Origin of the sequence: Pseudoprimorskyibacter insulae (genome assembly GCF_900302505.1) — a bacterium.
GTDB lineage: Bacteria > Pseudomonadota > Alphaproteobacteria > Rhodobacterales > Rhodobacteraceae > Pseudoprimorskyibacter > Pseudoprimorskyibacter insulae.
The window spans coordinates 578820-597093 of the sequence record NZ_OMOJ01000001.1 but is presented as its reverse complement, the minus strand read 5'-3'; the positions used below and the strand labels follow the sequence as shown (position 1 = coordinate 597093).

Here is an 18274-nt window from a genome sequence, read left to right as displayed (position 1 = left end):
CCTAGGTTGCGGTCCGGCCACGCGCCGGGCCTAACAGCGATAAACGATATTTGCGGAACACCTTCCCCGAATAGATCGACTCGCCCACAAATTCGGCCCCCAACCGCTGCAAAGCCCCAAGGCTTCGGCGGGTGGGCGGCAATAAAAAAGTCACCTGTGTCAATCGCTTGGCGCGGGCAAAGGCAAAGGCCTGCCGGGTGATCCGTTGCCCCAGCCCAAAGGCGTCGGGCCGCAGCACCAAGCCATAATCCCATTCATCGCCTTCCTTCTGGAACCCGCCCCAGCCGACGTAATCGCCGTTGTGCAAAAAGGCCCAGTGCCCCAGCCCGTCCTGTTGCCAGCGTTTTTCCTTGGCGCCGACAAAGGCTCGGGCAGCGGCGTGGGTGAACTGGCCTTGCAACAAGGGCATATGTTCGGCGACCCGAGGGTCCGACATATGGTCAACAATCAAATCGGGGGAAATTTCAGTCAGACGGGCAAAGGAAATCATCAGCAGTCTCTTGTAGTCTCGCCCCGTCCATACCCGCCAAAGGTACAAAGCCCTAGCAGGAATTTGTCACGACCGCGTGTGGTCCTCCATTGAGGTTTTCAAACGACGCAGCATCGCCGCGACGATCACACGATGGGCAATCCCGACCGGAACCATATAGAGCCGGCCGAACCAGTTGTGCGTGATGACCGAAGAGGTCACGGTAAATTCCTGCCCTTCCGTTGAAATCGTCGTCATGACATCCAGATGCGTGTCGCGTTCGGTCATGACCAAAAGATTTGGGTCGATATGCTCGACCAGAAAGAAATCCAACTTGTCGCCAACCTGCACAGAGTCGGCCCGTTTGCCGGAAAAGCCGCTGATTTTCTTAACCCCGAACCGTGCCGATATCGCATCTCGGATTCGGAAGGCGGTCGCCATGAGCGGCAACGGTTTGGCCATCACCATGTTCCACCCTTCAAGCGCGGTGACTGATTTCGGCAGGATCACGGTGCGTGAATGATAGTATTGCAGGGCCTCGCGCGGGCCGAGTGTGTGGCTGGCGGTCTCTGACATACGCATCTCCTTCGACTACGCAGATCTTACCGCGTGCGCGAGCGGACAAAAGGTCAGCCTAAAGGTGCACATCGTCGCATTCGCAAACAAAAAACGCGCCCCGCAAGGCGCGTTTCATATCGTTTTCAGAGCGGGTTATTCCGCCGCAACAGCCGTCTGACGCTGGCGACCAAGGCCTTCGACCTCGATCTCCATCACATCGCCGGGCTTGAGGAAGCGCTGCGGCTTCATGCCCATGCCAACGCCCGACGGGGTGCCGGTGGCGATGATGTCGCCGGGAACCAGTTTCATGAACTGCGACAGGTGGCTGACGATCTGGCGGACGCTGAAAATCATGTCCGCTGTGTTCGAATCCTGAACCGTTTCGCCGTTCAGATCCAAGGTCACGCGCAGCGCTTGCGGATCTGCGACCTCATCGGCGGTGACCAGATAGGGGCCAATCGGCGCAAAGGTCGGGGCGGACTTGCCCTTCACCCACTGGCCGGACCGTTCGATCTGGAACTCACGCTCGGACATGTCGTTGATGGTGCAATAGCCTGCCACGTGGTCCAGCGCGTCCTCTTCGGACACATAAAGGGTGTCCTTGCCGATCACGACGCCCAGCTCGACTTCCCAGTCAGCTTTGGACGACTTGCGCGGGATGATGACATCATCAAACGGGCCAGACAGGGCCGAGGTCGCCTTGTTGAAGACAACCGGCTCTTTCGGGGGTTCCATGCCGCTTTCCTTGGCGTGCAGGGCGTAGTTCAGGCCGATGCAGAAAAAGTTCGGCACGCGGGTCAGACAGGCGCCAATGCGGCCCGGTTCTTCGACCACCGGCAGGGCGTCAATGTCCAGATCGCGCAGCTTGGCCAGCGCCTCAACCGAGACCGCATCGCCCGACAGATCGGCGACATGGGCGCTCAGATCGCGGACTTTGCCATCGCTGCCAAGCACGCCCGTCTTTTCGGCGCCCGCAGCGCCAAAACGCAACAGTTTCATGGGTTTCCTCTTCCTTTGTAGAATATGTGCGGCAGGCTCAGACCTTTTCGGTGGCCTCCGCCTCTTTGGCTTCTTGCTCAAACTTGTCTTGAATGTTCACCAGTAGGTGTTCCAGGTGGCTGTCCAAATGGGTGCGCACGTGATCGGGGTCACGTTTGGAAAGGCCTTCGACAATCGCCCAATGCTGGCGCAAAACCCGGTCCCGCGACCGGCGGCGCACAGCAGACAGATAGCGCGCGCGCCACAACCGCGCGAGATAGGCGCTATGCGTTTCGGCCAGCGATGGGTTGTGCGATGCCCGCGCGATGGCGATATGAAACTGCATATCCAACTCAAATAGATCAAGCGGATCCATCTGATCGTAAGACGTTTCCATCTTTTGCTGGAGCTTCTCGATCTCGGAGATTTCCTTGTCCGAGGCCCGTTCACAAGCCAGCTTGCCAGACAGCAATTCCAAAGCCCGCAACACTTCGATCCAGTCGGTCACATCCTGCAACGACGGGTTGGCGACGATCGGGCTACGGGAGGGGCGAAGAATCACCAGCCCCTCTCGGGCCAGCAGGCGAATCGCTTCGCGCATCGGTGTGCGACTCACCCCGATTTCGGCGGCGTTGTCGCGTTCCTTGATGGTCATGCCCGGTGCCAATTTCCCTCGCAGGATGTCACGCCGCAGTTGGCGGGCGATCTGATCGGGCAAGGTCTGTTCAACCATGGGCATTCCTTTTTATGCGGCACCGATAGATAGCATCATTAAACGAATGATCCACCTATCAAAACGCAACTTTCGGAAATTGGTATACCAAAACTTGTTGATTGTCGAGCGAGGTTTCGTTAGCGTTCCTGCAGGATGGTATACCATTCTGCTGCTCCGTAAGGAGCACTAGGAAAATCGCGGCGCAAGCCGCTAGGGAGGAAAAATGAAACTGACTTCTGTTCTCAAGTCGGCTGCGCTGGCTTCGGTTGTTGCTGTACCGGCAATGGCCGCAGACGTAACGCTGCGCATTCAAACGCACTACGCAACCGAGCACCCCTCGGGCAAGCTGGCCGCTCAGTACGCTGACGACGTGGAGACCATGTCGGGCGGCTCGATCGACATCGAAATGTTCTATTCTTCGTCCGTGGTTGCCACGACCGAGACCTGGGACGCCGCAGTCAACGGCATCCTGGACTGCGACATGACCGGTGGCGCTTACCAGACCGGTAAGAACCCGGCGTTCCAGTTCGTCGGCGACATCATGGGCGGCTACGACACCCCCTACCAGCAGCTGTCGTGGCTCTATTACGGCGGTGGCTATGATGCTGCTCAGGCGCTGTACAACGAATTCGGCATGCAGCTTGTTGGCTGGTGGATCTACGGCCAAGAATCCTTCGCATCGTCGCGTCCGATCGCAGGCCCCGAAGACTTCAAAGGCTGGAAGTTCCGTTCGCCTCCGGGTCTGGAAACCGAAATCTTCACCGAACTGGGCGCAACCCCGATCGTGATGGACTTCACCGAGATCTTCACCGCGCTGGAAACCGGCATCATCGACGGTGCAGACGCATCGGGTCTGGCCAACAACGTTGGTCTGGGTCTGTATGACATCGTTAAGCACGCCAACTATCCGGGCTTCCACTCGATGCCGTCGGACCACCTGGCCTGTAACAAAGAAGTTTGGGACAACCTGACCCCGGCACAGCAGCGCATCATGGACACCGCGATGCAGAAGCTGTCGCTGCACACCGCCATCTCGAACGAGAAGAAAAACGCCGAAGCCGCAGCCATGCTGAAAGAACAGGGCGTCACCCTGTACGCGTGGTCGGAAGAGGACAAGGCTGATTTCCGTGCCGCTGCACAGCGCGCATGGGATGGTTGGGCCGCTAAGACCCCTGAGGCAGCCGCACTGGTCGCAAGCCACCGCGCCTACCTTGGTCAGCTTGGCCTGATCGCCAAGTAATAAACGGCGCGTCACGCGCGCCTGAACAGATTGCGGCGGGCCGCCAATGGCCCGCCCTTTTTGTAAACACCCACCCGCGCGCACTTCTGCCCGCACTCACAGGGAGGCACCCATGGAACGCGAAAGCGTTTGGCTTGGCCAACTCAGAGCTCCTGTTCGCATGGCAATGATCGGATTTTCCGCATTGACCGGCGTTATTTTCCTGTGGCTGGTCATCAACCAGTTCATATCGTCCGATCCAATCGGCATGCATGACATGGTCCGCCCCGCAGGCAAGCCTCTGGTTTCGATCATGTTGTATAGTATTTTCGGCGCATTGCTGTTTGCTTCGATTTATCTGTCCGACACCATCGGCGCCATTGAACCGTGTCCCGACGGCCTATTCGACTATGTGTCGCTGGTATGCAGCCGTCTGGCGATGATCTCGATCGCGCTGATCGTGATCGTTATGTTCTACGAAGTGGTCGCCCGCTACGCCTTCAACCGCCCCACGCTTTGGGCGAATGAACTATCGCTTTGGATCGCGGCCTTCATTTTCCTGTTTGCTGGCCAATACGCCATGCAGCAGCGCAGCCATATCCGCATCTATGTCATCTATGACTTGATGCCCCGCTGGATGCAGAAGACTGCCGATGTCATTTCGGTTGGCCTGATCGTCATCTTCACCTTTGCCCTTGTCTGGGGCGGCTATCTGGACGCCGAAGCGCGTTTCATGCGGATGGAAACCTTCGGCACCGCGTGGGATCCGCCCATCCCCGGCACGGTCAAGCCTGCCATTCTGTTCATCATCGTTCTTGTCTGCATTCAGGCCGTGTCAAACCTGATCGCCGATTGGAACAAAGAACCCGAAGTCCACACGGACGAACCTGACGAGCACGAAATCGAAGCGCTCCGCCGCACGCTGGAGGAAAAATAACTATGGTCGATATCGGCACTCTCAGCTTGATCCTATTGCTGGCAATGTTCGCATTGCTGGCCATCGGGATGCCTCTCGGCTTTGCGTCGGCCTTTTTGGCCGTCGTGACGCTGGTCCTCAAATTCGACGTCGACATCCTGTTCAAGACCTTCGGCAAAGGCCCCTTCTCGGTTCTGGGACAGGCGGTCTATCGCCAGATGACGAACTACGTTCTTATATCGGTGCCACTGTTTATCTTTATGGCGGCCCTTCTGGAACGATCCGGCATTGCCCGCGATATGTATGCCTCGCTGAACCTGTGGCTCAGCCGGACGCGCGGCGGTATCGCCATCGTGACCTCGATCATGGCCGTTATCATGGCCGCCATGTCGGGCATCATTGGCGGCGAAGTGGTTCTGCTCGGCCTGATCGCGCTGCCGCAAATGCTGCGTCTGGGCTATAATCAGAACCTCGCAATCGGAACCATCTGTGCGTCGGGTTCGCTCGGCACGATGATCCCGCCGTCGATCGTTCTGATTTTCTACGGTCTGGTCACCGAAACCTCGATCAAGGCGCTGTTCACCGCGTCCTTCCTGCCCGGTTTCATGCTGGCGACGTTCTTCATTATCTACATCATCGTGGTGACGCGCCTTGACCCGTCCAAGGCACCGCTGCCCGAAGAAGACCCGGACGCCGCGCATGGGGTTGAAAAGTTCAAGATGTTCCTGGGCTTCCTCGCACGGTTTACCATGTGGATCACCGGCGTTCTGCTGCTGCGCAACCTGTTCTTTACGGTTTCTGGCATGAACACAGTGACCGAAGGCGTTGACCCGATCTTCCTCGGAATGGTGTCGGACATTCCCTACATCATTGGGGCCTTCGTACTCTCGGCGCTGCTGGTCTTCGTCATCATTGGCCGCGAAACCTCGGCCAAGGGTTGGGAAATGGGCAAGGGCCTGCTGGCACCGACCATCGTGATCGGCGTTGTGCTTGGCTCGATCTACGGCGGCATCACCGGCATCACCGAAGCGGCTGGTATGGGCGTTGTCGCGGTCTTCGTAATCGGCGCAATCCGCCGCGAGATGACCTTTGACATCGTCTGGGACAGCCTGATGCGCACGCTGAAGTCCACCGGCACGATCATCTGGGTGACCATCGGCGCTGCTGCACTGGCTGCCGCCTACACCCTTGCGGGCGGTCCGAACTACGTGGCCAACCTGATCGTCGGCGCGGAACTTCCGACCATGGGCATTATCCTTGTGATGATGGTGATCTTCCTGATCATGGGGATGTTCATGGACTGGGTCGGCATCGTTCTGCTGATCATGCCGGTGTTCCTGCCGATCGTTCTGCGCCTGCCCGCAGATGAAATCGGCTGGCTCGGCCATGTTGAGCCGCGCTACATTGCGGTCTGGTTCGGTGTGGTCTTCTGTATGAACATGCAGGTGTCCTTCCTCAGCCCGCCGTTCGGCCCCGCGGCCTTCTACCTGAAGTCCGTCGCCCCGGCGAATATCTCGCTGACCGACATCTTCCGCGGCTTCCTGCCCTTCATCGTCCTGCAATTGCTGGCGCTGTCGGTGCTGCTGATCTGGCCGCCGATCATCACGCTGTTCTTGTAACACAGCCCTGAGGGCCGGGGCGCAACGCTCCGGCCCTTTTCACTTACCCGTATTTTCTGACCGCAAATATCCCGGGGAGTCCGTGCCAAAGGCGCGGACGGGGCAGCGCCCCAATCCAAGGAAACCAATCATGCCGGCCATCGCCCATATCCAGACCGACCACTACCTGATCCCCCTGCCCCGCACGCTTGAGGATTCCATGCACGGACAAATGTCGGATTTCGAAGTGGTCACCGTTCGCATCACCGATCGCGACGGTGCGATGGGCACGGGCTATACCTTTACCTGCGGCGTCAATGGCGGTGCCATTGCCAATATCCTGAGCCGGGAAATGGGCCCGCATGTCACTGGCAAAGATGCCGACCTGATCGAGGCGATCTGGAAAGACCTGTGGTGGACCTTTCACTATGGCGGTCGCGGCGGCCCGACGGTTCTGGCCCTGTCAGCCCTTGATATGGCGCTGTGGGATCTGAAGGCAAAACGCGCCGGCCTGCCGCTTTGGCGGCTGCTCGGCGGGTATGATCCGCGCGTGCCCTGCTATGCCGGCGGGATCGACATTGACCTGTCGCCCGAAGAATTGGTCGCCCAAACCCATGCCAATTTCGAAAAGGGCCACCGCGCGATCAAGATGAAGGTCGGACGTGACCGTCTGTCCGAAGATGTGGCCAAAATGGCTGCAATGCGCGATGCTTTTGGCGCAGACATGCCGCTGATGGCCGATGCCAATATGAAATACACCGTGGCAGGCGCGATCCGCGCCGCCCGCGCCTTTGCGGATTTTGACCTGACATGGTTCGAAGAACCGATCCCGCCCGACGATCCTGCCGGTCACGCCCGCGTGCAGACCGAAGGCGGCATCCCAGTGGCGACGGGGGAAAACCTGCGCAGCCTATGGGACTTCAAGACCGTGATCGAAACCGGCGGTGTCAGCTTTCCGGAACCCGATGTCACCAATTGCGGCGGCGTCACGCCCTTTATGAAAATCGCCCGTCTGGCCGAAGCCCACCACCTGCCCGTCACCAGCCATGGCGCGCATGATATCACCGTTCAGCTATTGGCCGCCTGCCCGAACCGCAGCTATCTTGAGGCCCATGGCTTCGGGCTTGAGGCCTATGTTAAAACCCCGCTTCTAATCGAAAATGGCCACGCCATCGCCCCCGAAGGGCCGGGACATGGCGTGGCTTTCGATTGGGACAGACTTGAATCCCGCAGGGCCTGAAGGATTCCGCCATGTTCAGACAAAGCCAGATCAACCAGTTCAACACCCAAGGCTATCTCGGGATCGAAAATACGTTGTCGCCTGACGTCCTGACCGCCGTCAAAGCCGAATACCAAGGGCTGATCGACGGGCTTTACGCAGAATGGCAGGCCAACAGCAACGTGCCCCCCGCAGATGCCGCCCGCGCGCACAGCCCGCAGGCCCGCGAACTGCGTGAATGGCCAGTATGGAAAACCCTTCGGGACGTGGCCCGCACGCGCCTTGCGCCCCAAAACCATATCTCCATCCACTGTTGGACCTCCGTCCCCCCTGTTTGCGCCTGATAGACCCCCATTCAACCTACAAAAGACCGCACCCATGAAAACTGTTCGCCTGTCCGAAGCCGACAACGTCGTCACTGCAATTGCCCCGCTGGAAGTGGGCGATGAAGGCGCTACCCAGATGATCCCGCGCGGCCATAAGATGGCCACCGCCGATATCGCCAAGGGCGCTCCGGTGCTGAAATACGCGCAGCTGATCGGCTATGCCGCCGAGGATATCGCCAAGGGCGCGCATGTTCACACGCACAACCTTGAATTCCGCAATGTCGATATGACCTATGAGTTCTCGACCAATCTGCGCCCGGCCCCCGCGCCAGCCAAGCAGGACACCTTCATGGGCTATCGCCGCGACACGGGCCGCGTTGGTACACGCAACTACATCGCTATTCTGACCTCGGTGAACTGCTCGGCCACGGCCGCGCGGCGCATTGCGGAACATTTCACCGATGACAAGCTGGCCACCTATCCAAATGTGGATGGTGTAGTCGCCTTTGTGCATGGCACCGGCTGCGCCATGGGCGGCGATGGCACGGGCTTCGAATTCCTGCAACGCGTGCTGTGGGGCTATGCCCGCAACCCCAATGTGGGCGGCGTGTTGATGGCAGGTCTGGGCTGCGAGATGATGCAGATCGACTGGTTGGTTGAGGCATATGGCCTGAAAACCGGCCCGCTGTTCCAGCCGATGAACATTCAGGATGTGGGCGGGCTGCGAAAAACGGTCGAACACGGCATCAAGATGGTCGAGGCGATGCTGCCCGAGGTGAACAAAGCCACCCGCACCAAATGCCCTGCCTCTGACCTGATGGTCGGGCTGGAATGCGGCGGCTCGGACGCGTGGTCCGGCATCACCGCCAACCCCGCTGTCGGCTATGCTTGCGATCTGCTGGTGGCCCAAGGCGGCACCGGCGTTCTGTCTGAAACGCCCGAAGTTTATGGCGCCGAACACCTTCTGACCGCCCGCGCGACATCGCAGCAGGTGGGCGAAAAGCTGATCGACCTGATCCATTGGTGGGAAGATTACACCGCCCGCAACGGCGGCTCGATGGACAACAACCCCAGCCCCGGCAACAAAAAGGGCGGGTTGACGACGATCTTGGAAAAGTCGCTTGGCGCGGCGGCCAAGGGCGGCACTACCCCGCTGACCGGTGTCTACAAATACGCCGAACAGGTCACCGCCAAGGGCTTCACCTTTATGGACAGCCCCGGCTACGACCCCGCCAGCGTCACGGGCATGATCGCATCGGGCTGTAACCTTGTGTGCTTTACCACCGGGCGCGGGTCTGCCTTTGGATCCAAACCCAGCCCCTGCATGAAGGTCGCCTCAAACTCGGTCATGTATGAAAAGCAGACCGACGACATGGACGTGAACGCAGGCCGCATTCTGACCGAGGGCGCATCCGTCGAAGACGTGGGCCGCGAGATCTATGAGATGTGGCTGCGCATGGCCTCGGGCGAGAAAACCAAGTCTGAACTTGAGGGCTTGGGCGATTATGAATTTGTCCCATGGCTTGTTGGATCGGTGATGTAATGACGAAACTACCCCTTTGTGTGATTGGCGGCGGATCCATCGGGATGCGCCATATCGAGGTGTCGAACCTGTCAGACAAGGTCGATCTGACCGCCATCGTTGAACCGTTTGAAGCGCGCCGAAAGGAACTGGCAGGCATGGGCCTGCCGGTCGTCGCCTCGATTGACGAGGTGCCGGAACGCACCCGCGCCACGATCATCGCAACCCCAACGCAGGATCATTGCGCCAGCGGTCTTGCGGCCCTGTCGCGCGGGTGGGCGGTGATTGTCGAAAAGCCAACCGCAGGCACGCTGGATGATGCCCGCAAACTGGTGGCCGAGGCCGAGGCCAAGGGCATTCCGCTATTCACAGGGCACCATCGCCGCTGCCACCCGTTTTCCATCGCCGCGCGTGAGGCTTTGGGCCAGATCGGCGATCTGGTGGGCATTCAGGGGTTGTGGTCCCTGCGCAAGCACAACACCTATTACGATGCCGAATGGCGGCGGATGCCCGGCGCGGGCCCCCTGCTGACCAATCTGACCCATGAAATCGACCTGCTGCGCTTTTTCGTGGGCGAGATGAGCGAAGTCACCGCGATGCTGTCCTCGGCGCGCCGTGGCTTTGTGATCGAAGACACGGCCGCCATGGCCTTCCGGTTCGACAATGGCGCGTTGGGGTCTATCCTGATTTCGGACGCCGGTGCATCGCCTTGGAGTTTTGAGGCCGCCAGCGCCGAAAACCCGATCATTGCGGCCTCGGGTCAGGATTATATCCGCATCGTTGGCACCGAAGGCGCGCTTGAATTCCCGTCGCTGACGCTTTGGGGCCGGTCTGGTCCCGGCGAAATTGAATGGTCCAAGCCCCTGCTGCGCAACGATGCCCCCAGCTTTGCCAAGATCGACCCGCTTCTGGCGCAGGTCGAACGGTTCGCCGATGTGGTTGGCGGGGCCGAGGATAGCATCCTATGCACCGGCCATGACGGCATCGCCGCCATGGAGATGACGCTGGCCACCGCCCTTTCCGGCAAACAGGGCCGCCCGGTGAAGGCGTGCGACGTGCCGGGCGATTATACCGGGGTCTAAGACCCCGACGTTTGAAGAAGAAGGAACTGACATGAGACTGCAAGGCAAACGCGCCTTTATCACCGCCGCTGGCCAAGGCATCGGCCGCGCCATCGCGCAGGCCTATATCAACGAAGGCGCCATCGTCACCGCGACCGACCTGAAAGCCGAGTTGCTGGACGGGCTGGACTGCACCACCTTTGCGCTGGACGCCACCGACAAGGACGCGCTGCAAAAGGCCGTGGCCGAGGCCGCGCCCGATATTCTGGTCAACTGCGCGGGCTTTGTGCACGCAGGCACCATCCTTGAGGCCAAGGAAAACGAATTCGACTTTGCCTTCGATCTGAACGTGCGCGCGCAGTTCCACTCGATGCAGGCCGCGATCCCCGGCATGGTGGAACGTGGCGGCGGTGCTATCGTCAACGTCGCGTCGGTCGCCAGCTCGATCATCGCGGCACCGGGCCGCTTTGTGTATGGCGCCTCAAAGGCCGCTGTCATCGGTATGACCAAATCGGTCGCGGTGGATTTCGTGACCAAGGGTATCCGTTGCAACTGCATCTGCCCCGGCACAGTCGACAGCCCCAGCCTGCATGACCGCCTGCGCGCCACGGGTGATTATGAGGGCGCAATGAAAGCTTTCATCGCCCGCCAACCCATGGGCCGCATCGGCACGCCTGAGGAAATCGCGAACCTTGCCGTCTACCTTGGCTCGGACGAATCTGCGTTCACCACGGGTCAGGCCCATGTGATCGACGGTGGCTGGGCCGCCGCCTAATGGTCGTCGCCCCGCGACAAGACAAAACCGCCCTCGGCGTCTGGATCATGATCCTCGCCGTGGGCTTTTTCGTCTGCATCGATACATCGGCGAAATGGCTGTCGGCGGGCGGAATGGCGGCGATGCAGATCGTATTCTGCCGGTATTTCGTGCATTTTGCCCTGTCGCTGGCCGTCTACCTGCCCACCGAAGGGACGGAGGCGCTGAAATCCAACGCGCCGGTCAAACAGTTCCTGCGCTCGCTGTTCCTGTTGGGCAGCACCTCGTTCAACTTCCTTGCGCTGCAACATTTGCCGATCACCCTGACCACGACGATCATGTTCGCCGGGCCGATTGTGGTGACACTGGTGTCGATCCCATTGCTGGGCGAGCGGGTGGGCATTCACCGGATTTTCGCGGTCTGCGTCGGGTTTGGCGGCGTTCTGGTGGTGATGCAGCCATGGGGGGCCGAGTTTGACCCCGCTATGATCTATTCGCTGATCGCGCTGACCTCGGCCTCGCTTTATATGGTGATGACGCGGATGCTGGCGGGCGTTGAAAGCAACGCCACATCACAGCTTTGGTCCTCTGGCCTTGCCATGATCGCCGTTGCGCCCTTCGCCGCCAAGGTCTGGGTCTGGCCCGATGCGCCCTTCACCTATGGTATCATGGTCGCAATCGGTTGCTTTGGCGCAGTGGGCCACATCCTTGCCACCTATGCGCACCGGCTGGCCGAGGCGTCGATCCTTGCGCCCACCGTCTATGCGCAGCTGCTGTTCGCCGCCATCGCCGGGATCTTTGTGTTCGGCACATGGCCCACGCCTTGGACCTTTGGCGGCGGGCTGATCATCATGGCATCGGGCCTTTATATCTGGTGGCGCGAACGCACCAAAGGCCGTCCCGCCACGGTTCCCGATCCGCGCCGCGCGCCCCACGAATAAAAAGGGGCCGCCCAAGGGCGGCCCTTCCAGTCTTCGGGGAGTTTGGACGCAGTCACCCGCGCCCGATAAACGGCATAGCTGTCGCCATCACCGTCATGAATTGAACGTTTGCCTCAAGCGGCAGGTTCGCCATATGCAGCACCGAATTGGCCACGTTCGACACATCCATAACCGGCTCAATCGCGATGGACCCATCGGCCTGCGGCACGCCTTGGGTCATTTTGGCGGCCATATCGGTCAGCGTGTTGCCGATGTCGATCTGACCGCAAGCGATGTTGAACGGGCGGCCATCAAGGCTAATGGTGCGGGTCAGGCCGGTGATCGCATGTTTCGACGCAGTATAAGGCGCTGAGCCCCAGCGCGGCACATAGGCCGAGACCGACCCATTGTTGATGATGCGCCCGCCTTGCGGATCCTGACGGCGCATGATGCCAAAGGCAGCCCGCGCGGCGATGAAGCTGCCGGTCACGTTGATGTCGATCAGGTTGCGCCAATCGTCGACCGACAGCTCGTCAATCGGTGCGCCCTTCATCGACACGCCCGCGTTGTTGAACAGCGCGTCAAGATGGCCCCATTCGGCATAGGCTTTCTCAAACGCCGCTTCGACCGAGGCCTCATCGGTCACGTCGCAGGGCAGCGCCAATGCGCCCTCATGGGCTGCTGCCAGTTCTTCTAGCGGGGCAGCCGTGCGACCCACCAAACCCACACGCCAGCCTGCATCCAAGAATGCCAAAGCCGTCGCCTTGCCCACGCCGCGCCCGGCGCCGGTGATGATAATCGTCTTGCTCATCGCTCCTCCTGGGCCTTTTCTGACCCTAAATATCCCGGGGAGTCCCTGCCGTCAGGCAGGGGCGGGGCAGAGCCCCCCCCTTTTCAACGCTTAGTGGTTGTCGCGCGGCAGATCCTTGGCGACCTTCTGATAGGCCGTCGCCAGTTCCAGACAACCGCCATCCGACAATTGCCCCACATGGGTGCGATAGATTTCCTGCCACGGTGTCTGGCTGCGGATCTCGGGCGCTTCCCAGGCATCAATCCGCGCCTGCCATTCGGCATCATCGACCAGCGCATTCATCGTGCTGGCGTTCAGATCCAGCCGCACCGTGTCACCGGTTTTCAGATAGGCCAAGCCGCCTCCCACAACCGATTCCGGCGAAGCGTTCAGGATCGACGGGCTTTCCGAAGTGCCCGACTGGCGGCCATCGCCAACCGTCGGCAGGTGGTTGATCCCCTGTCTGATCAGCGCGTCCGGCGGCTGCATGTTCACCACCTCGGCCGAGCCGGGATAGCCGACACAGCCAACGTTGCGGATGAACAGGATGCAGTGTTCGTCGATGTTCAGCGACGGATCGTTGATCCGGTCGTGATAATCCTCGGGGCCTTCGAACACGATGGCCCGCGCCTCGTGGACGCCTTCCATCCCCGGCTTCGACAAGAAGCGTTTCTGGAAGTCGGCGGAAATCACGCTGGTCTTCATCAGCGCGCTGTCAAACAGGTTGCCGGACAGAACCTTGAAGCCCGCATTCACGCGCATCGGCTTGTCATAGGTCTTGATGACGGCCTCGTCCTCAGTGCCTTTGCCAGTGACGTTTTCGCCCATGGTTTTACCCGTGGCGGTCATCGCGCCTTCATGGATGCGGCCCGCCTTGCGCAGTTCTTCCATCACCGCAGGCACGCCGCCCGCCCGGAAGAAGCTTTCGCCAAGAAATTCGCCAGCGGGCTGCATGTTCAGTAGCAGCGGCACATCATAGCCAACCGTTTCCCAATCCTTCACGTTCAGCTCAACCCCGGCATGGCGGGCAATCGCCTGAAGGTGCGGTGGGGCGTTGGTGCTGCCGCCGATGGCGGCGTTGACCACAATCGCGTTCTCGAACGCTTCGCGGGTCAGAATGTCAGACGGTTTCAGATCTTCATAAACCATCTCGACGATGCGTTTGCCGGTCTCATAGGCCATGGCCATCCGTTCGCGGAACGGGGCCGGAATGGCCGAGTTGCCGGTCAGCGACATGCCCAGCGCTTCGGCCATGGCGTTCATCGTGCTGGCGGTGCCCATCGTGTTGCAATGGCCCAGCGACGGGGCAGATGAGCACACGCGGCTCATGAATTCTTCGTAGTCGATCTTTTCTTCGGCCAGCAGGCGGCGGCTTTCCCAGATGATCGTGCCCGATCCGGCGCGCTTGCCCTTCCACCAGCCGTCCAGCATGGGACCGCCGTTCAGCGCAATCGCGGGCAGATCTGCCGTCGCCGCGCCCATCAGCATCGCCGGAGTGGTTTTATCGCAGCCGGTGGTCAGCACCACGCCGTCAATCGGGTAGCCGTGCAGCACCTCGACCAGACCCAGATACGACAGGTTGCGATCAAGCGCAGCGGTGGGGCGCTTGCCGGTTTCCTGAATCGGATGCACCGGGAATTCCATCGGAATCCCGCCAGCGGCTCGGATGCCCGCCTTGATCCGGTCCATCAGGAACACGTGGATTTTGTTGCAAGGGGCCAGATCGCTGCCGGTGTTGGCAATGCCGATCACGGGCTTTCCGCCCTGAAGCTCGTCGCGGGTGTATTCTTGGTTCTGATAACGCTCCACATAAAGTGCCGTCATCCCCGGATTGTTGGGGTTGTCGAACCACTCTTGCGAGCGGAACCGCTTGTTCGCTCGGGTATCGCTCATTCTCTTCCTCGTTTCCTCCCAACGGAGTGTTCGCGCTAACCGCACGCGACTCCGGACTTGTGACAGCTTCGGCATTTGGTATACCAAATGCAAGAGCAAACCGCATCACCCCGCGTTGTCGCTCTGGGAGGAGACCGAATGACCGCAGTTTTCCGGGCCACGCTTGGCCTGTGCCTTTGCATGGCCACGCCGCTTTTCGCCGAAGTCGATTTGGCCGCGTATAACACCTGTATTGAGGCGCAAATCGCCGCGAACCAACCTGCCGCGCAATGCATGCAGCAACAGCACGCCTTCTGTGACAGCTATCCCGCGGACGATGCCCCCGCCGCCGCGACCCTGTGCTACATCGAGGCCAAAGACACTTGGTCCGGCGGGATTGCCGCGCGTCTGGACGCGATCCGCGCCAAGGGCAATGAAAAGATCACCGCCATTGCCGGGATCGAAGTGAAATACGACCTGCTGGCGAATCTGCTGCAATGCGACCGGATCGAAGAACTGGCGGGGCTTTCAGATCTACCGGCCGAGGCGATCACTTTGCAAAAGGCCCGCTGTCAGGCGGCGGCCGCCGGTCTGGCCTTGACCAAGCTGGCGATTCAGATGCGCGGGCAGGAATGACGCCCCGCGCGGCCTTCTGGTCGGGTTTTTGGGCCTGTGCGCCATTTGTGGTGATTGTGGTTCCCTATTCCACCCTGTTCGGCGTCGTGGCCCGTGATGCCGGGCTGGACGTGCTGCAAACCATGTCCATGTCAGTTCTGGTGATCGCCGGAGCATCGCAGTTTACCGCGCTGGCCCTGCTGCAAGACAACGCGCCGGTGTTCATCGCCCTGTTCACCGCCTTGGCCGTGAACCTGCGTATGGCGATGTATTCGGCGGCTCTGGTCCCGCACATCGGCCATGCGCGTCTGTCTGTCCGGGCATTGGCCGCCTATCTGATGGTCGATCAGGCCTTTGCCGTGGCCGTGCGCACCTATGAAGACCGCCCCGAGATGTCGCCCGCCGCAAAGCTGGCCTATTACTTCGGCGCGATGGCGATGATTTGCCCGTGGTGGTACGGCGGATCACTGGCCGGGGCGTTGGTGGGGCAAGCCATACCTGCCTCTTTCCACCTCGATTTCGCGGTGCCTGTCTGCTTCATCGCCCTGACCGCGCCGCTGATCCGCAGTTTGCCGCATCTGATCGCCGTCTTTGTGTCGATGGCCGGATCCGTTGCCTTTGGCTGGCTGCCGTGGAGCCTTGGCATCATCGTCGCCGCCGCGCTGGCAATGGTCGCTGGCGCTCAGGCCGAGCTGTACCTCAAGCGGAGGGCCTCATCATGATGGAGGCGCCCCTGATCGACAACGGAACCTTTTGGCTGGTAACAATTCTTCTGGGCATCGGCACATTCATCATTCGGTTTTCGTTTCTGGGCCTTTTCGGCGGGCGGCAATTGCCAGACTGGGCGCTGCTGCATCTGCGCTATGTGGGTGTGGCCGTGTTCCCGGCCCTCTTCACACCGCAAGTCCTTTGGCCCGCCGCCACCGATGGCATGTTCGACCCGATCCGCTTTGTCGCCGCCGCTGCGGCCTTTGTCGTGGGATTGCGCGTCAACGTGATCGGGGCCATCGTGGCCGGGATGGGCACGCTATACGCCCTGCAATTCATCGCATCACTGCTCTAGGGAGGAGCCGCAATGATCGAAGAACCGCCCCTGATCCGCATCAACACCAAACGCAATCGCCCGACCGCCGAACAGATCGCCGCCTTCCAGGGCGTGCCGACCAGCTTTGTCTGCGATGCGATGGACGGCAAAGGCGCGCTTGCGGGTCTTGCGCCCATCGGCTTTGGCCGTGATCTGAACTGCGTTGCGGCAGGCCCTGCCCTGACGGCGGAAAACGGCCCTGCCGATCTGCTGGCCACGCTCTGCGCGATCAAGTTCGTCGAAAAAGGCGATGTGATGATTTCCTCAGTCGCGGGGCATCAAGGCTGCGCGGCGGCGGGGGATCGCGTGTGCGGGTTCTTCCGCAATGCGGGGGCTGCCGGTTTTGTAACCGACGGCCCAATGCGTGATTACGCGGGCATTGTCGATGTGGGCCTGCCCGCGTGGTGCACTGGACTAAACCCCGCCTCGCCCTTTGGCAAAGGCCCCGGCACCGTGGGCTTTCCTGTTCAAATCGCGGGGCAAACCGTGGCCAGCGGTGATATGATCGTGGCCGACCGCGACGGCGTGGTCGTTGTGCCCTTCGCCAATATCGACGCCGTGATTGAACGGCTGAAGGCCGTGACCGCCGCCGAGATGGCGCTAGACGCCGAGGTGCGCGACGGTTTGGTTATTCCACCCAGCATCGAGGCGCTTTTGGCCTCGGATCAGGTGTCCTACGAATAACAAAAGGCCCGGCACATCGCCGGGCCTTTCACTTTACATGGCATAGACCGATTTCACGCCCGAGCTTTGCTGGGTCTTGAAGATCGAGGTGTTGTCCGGCGCGGGCGGCAACGGCAGGCGCACAGGCACCTGTTCGATGCGCGGTGTCAGACAAGGCGCGCCGGTCACGCAACGATCCTCCAGATCCTTCATAAAGTCATACTGGCTGAGACGGTGGAAATACGAGTTCGACCCGACCAAGGGCCACGCATCCGCAGCCGCCAGCTCATAGAACAGGATCTTACGCGCCCGGTCCGAGGTGTTCGGCGCCGAGCCGTGCAGCGTGCGGGCGTGGTGGATCGTCATGCTGCCCGCCTTGCCGGTCAGGGTCACGATCTTGTCGCGCTCAAACTCGGGGTCTTGCGGATCGACCGCGCCCGCGAAGACGCCGTTGCAATGGTGACTAAGCAGCGGACCCTTGTGCGAGCCGGGGATCACCTGAAGCGGGCCGTTCTCCAGCCCCACGTCCTCAAGCATCAGGCCAAAGGCCAGCAGGTTGTCATTGGTGTGCGGGTAAAAGGCCCAGTCCTGATGCCATTCCACCGCCGCGCCGCCGCCGGGGGCTTTGGTGTTCAGCTTTGAGGTCAGGATCATCGTGTCCGGCCCCAGCAGTTCGTTCAAAACCTTGGTCACGCCGGACTTGGTTAGGATTTCCCAGAAATACGGGTTTTGCTTGTGAGGCAGTTTGATCCGGGTCAGGCGCGGGGTTTCGGCGCTGTGCCCCTTGTCCAGATCGTAGACGTCATTGCTGGCCGTCACGCTGCGCGAGGCTTCGATATAATCGTTGGTGATCTGCTGCATCTTGGCCAGCTGTTCGGGCGTGACCACGTCCTCGACCATCAGATAGCCGTTCTCTTCCCAAAATTCCTTTTGCTCTTTCGTAAGCATTTTGCGCCTCCTCTCGCGTTTCCCGAGCCATGGTATCGATACCATGA

At 60.6% G+C, this 18274-nt stretch carries 20 protein-coding genes; 13 read left to right on the top strand and 7 right to left on the bottom strand.

Annotated features, from left to right (window positions below; all coding sequences use genetic code 11):
• Position 1: 1 nt before the first annotated feature.
• The 4 genes from PRI8871_RS03100 to PRI8871_RS03085 form a co-directional block, all read right to left on the bottom strand.
• A complete protein-coding gene (locus PRI8871_RS03100) occupies positions 2-490 on the bottom strand; it encodes a GNAT family N-acetyltransferase (protein ID WP_108884711.1) in 489 nt (162 codons plus the stop codon).
• A 66-nt stretch (positions 491-556) separates the two neighbouring features.
• Positions 557-1045, bottom strand: a complete 489-nt coding sequence (locus tag PRI8871_RS03095; RefSeq protein WP_108884710.1) for a DUF2867 domain-containing protein — start codon at positions 1043-1045, stop codon at positions 557-559.
• 135 nt (positions 1046-1180) lie between these two features.
• Positions 1181-2026, bottom strand: coding sequence for a fumarylacetoacetate hydrolase family protein (locus tag PRI8871_RS03090; protein ID WP_108884709.1), 846 nt, complete (start codon positions 2024-2026; stop codon positions 1181-1183).
• Between the two features lie 37 nt (positions 2027-2063).
• Positions 2064-2738: a GntR family transcriptional regulator gene (locus PRI8871_RS03085; RefSeq protein ID WP_108884708.1), complete on the bottom strand. Its 675-nt coding sequence runs from the start codon at positions 2736-2738 to the stop codon at positions 2064-2066.
• A gap of 205 nt (positions 2739-2943) precedes the next feature.
• On the opposite strand from PRI8871_RS03085, the gene PRI8871_RS03080 reads away from it, so the two are divergent.
• The 9 genes from PRI8871_RS03080 to PRI8871_RS03040 all read left to right on the top strand — a co-directional run bounded on the left by PRI8871_RS03080 (position 2944) and on the right by PRI8871_RS03040 (position 12276).
• Positions 2944-3960, top strand: coding sequence for a TRAP transporter substrate-binding protein (locus PRI8871_RS03080; protein ID WP_108884707.1), 1017 nt, complete (start codon positions 2944-2946; stop codon positions 3958-3960).
• A 166-nt stretch (positions 3961-4126) separates the two neighbouring features.
• Positions 4127-4876 carry a TRAP transporter small permease subunit gene (locus tag PRI8871_RS03075; RefSeq protein WP_245897754.1) on the top strand — a complete coding sequence of 250 codons (750 nt, stop codon included), beginning with the start codon at positions 4127-4129 and terminating at the stop codon, positions 4874-4876.
• 2 nt (positions 4877-4878) lie between these two features.
• Positions 4879-6474, top strand: coding sequence for a TRAP transporter large permease (locus tag PRI8871_RS03070; RefSeq protein ID WP_108884705.1), 1596 nt, complete (start codon positions 4879-4881; stop codon positions 6472-6474).
• A gap of 130 nt (positions 6475-6604) precedes the next feature.
• On the top strand, positions 6605-7693 hold the full coding sequence (locus PRI8871_RS03065; protein ID WP_108884704.1) for a mandelate racemase/muconate lactonizing enzyme family protein: 1089 nt from the start codon (positions 6605-6607) through the stop codon (positions 7691-7693).
• Between the two features lie 11 nt (positions 7694-7704).
• A complete protein-coding gene (locus tag PRI8871_RS03060; protein WP_108884703.1) occupies positions 7705-8016 on the top strand; it encodes a hypothetical protein in 312 nt (103 codons plus the stop codon).
• Positions 8017-8050: 34 nt separating this feature from the next.
• Positions 8051-9541 (top strand): UxaA family hydrolase, encoded by a 1491-nt coding sequence (locus tag PRI8871_RS03055; RefSeq protein WP_108884702.1) that lies wholly within the window; start codon positions 8051-8053, stop codon positions 9539-9541.
• Entirely contained in the window at positions 9541-10602 is a 1062-nt protein-coding gene (locus tag PRI8871_RS03050) for a Gfo/Idh/MocA family protein (protein WP_108884701.1), read from the top strand. Before PRI8871_RS03055 ends, PRI8871_RS03050 begins: the two co-directional genes overlap by 1 nt.
• 31 nt (positions 10603-10633) lie before the next feature.
• A complete protein-coding gene (locus tag PRI8871_RS03045; RefSeq protein ID WP_108884700.1) occupies positions 10634-11356 on the top strand; it encodes an SDR family oxidoreductase in 723 nt (240 codons plus the stop codon).
• Entirely contained in the window at positions 11356-12276 is a 921-nt protein-coding gene (locus PRI8871_RS03040; protein WP_108884699.1) for a DMT family transporter, read from the top strand. The genes PRI8871_RS03045 and PRI8871_RS03040 overlap by 1 nt, the downstream gene beginning before the upstream one ends.
• 52 nt (positions 12277-12328) lie before the next feature.
• On the opposite strand, the gene PRI8871_RS03035 is transcribed toward PRI8871_RS03040, so the two are convergent.
• Both PRI8871_RS03035 and PRI8871_RS03030 read right to left on the bottom strand, forming a co-directional pair.
• Positions 12329-13066 carry an SDR family oxidoreductase gene (locus tag PRI8871_RS03035; RefSeq protein ID WP_108884698.1) on the bottom strand — a complete coding sequence of 246 codons (738 nt, stop codon included), beginning with the start codon at positions 13064-13066 and terminating at the stop codon, positions 12329-12331.
• A 90-nt stretch (positions 13067-13156) separates the two neighbouring features.
• Positions 13157-14938 (bottom strand): IlvD/Edd family dehydratase, encoded by a 1782-nt coding sequence (locus tag PRI8871_RS03030; RefSeq protein ID WP_108884697.1) that lies wholly within the window; start codon positions 14936-14938, stop codon positions 13157-13159.
• 138 nt (positions 14939-15076) lie between these two features.
• Here PRI8871_RS03030 and PRI8871_RS03025 point away from each other — a divergent pair, with 138 nt between their 5' ends.
• From PRI8871_RS03025 to PRI8871_RS03010, 4 genes are read left to right on the top strand one after another with little or no spacing between them, the layout of a single operon-like run.
• Positions 15077-15553: a hypothetical protein gene (locus PRI8871_RS03025; RefSeq protein WP_108884696.1), complete on the top strand. Its 477-nt coding sequence runs from the start codon at positions 15077-15079 to the stop codon at positions 15551-15553.
• Complete coding sequence (locus tag PRI8871_RS03020; RefSeq protein WP_108884695.1) at positions 15550-16254, top strand: AzlC family ABC transporter permease; 705 nt, start codon at positions 15550-15552, stop codon at positions 16252-16254. The genes PRI8871_RS03025 and PRI8871_RS03020 overlap by 4 nt, the downstream gene beginning before the upstream one ends.
• Positions 16251-16595: an AzlD domain-containing protein gene (locus PRI8871_RS03015; RefSeq protein ID WP_245897752.1), complete on the top strand. Its 345-nt coding sequence runs from the start codon at positions 16251-16253 to the stop codon at positions 16593-16595. The genes PRI8871_RS03020 and PRI8871_RS03015 overlap by 4 nt, the downstream gene beginning before the upstream one ends.
• Before the next feature lie 12 nt (positions 16596-16607).
• The gene (locus tag PRI8871_RS03010) at positions 16608-17300 is read left to right on the top strand and encodes an RraA family protein (protein ID WP_108884694.1); all 693 of its coding nucleotides are present in this window, start codon (positions 16608-16610) and stop codon (positions 17298-17300) included.
• Between the two features lie 33 nt (positions 17301-17333).
• Here the strand turns inward: PRI8871_RS03010 and PRI8871_RS03005 are convergent, their stop codons facing one another.
• The gene (locus PRI8871_RS03005) at positions 17334-18227 is read right to left on the bottom strand and encodes a phytanoyl-CoA dioxygenase family protein (protein ID WP_108884693.1); all 894 of its coding nucleotides are present in this window, start codon (positions 18225-18227) and stop codon (positions 17334-17336) included.
• Positions 18228-18274 lie beyond the last annotated feature (47 nt).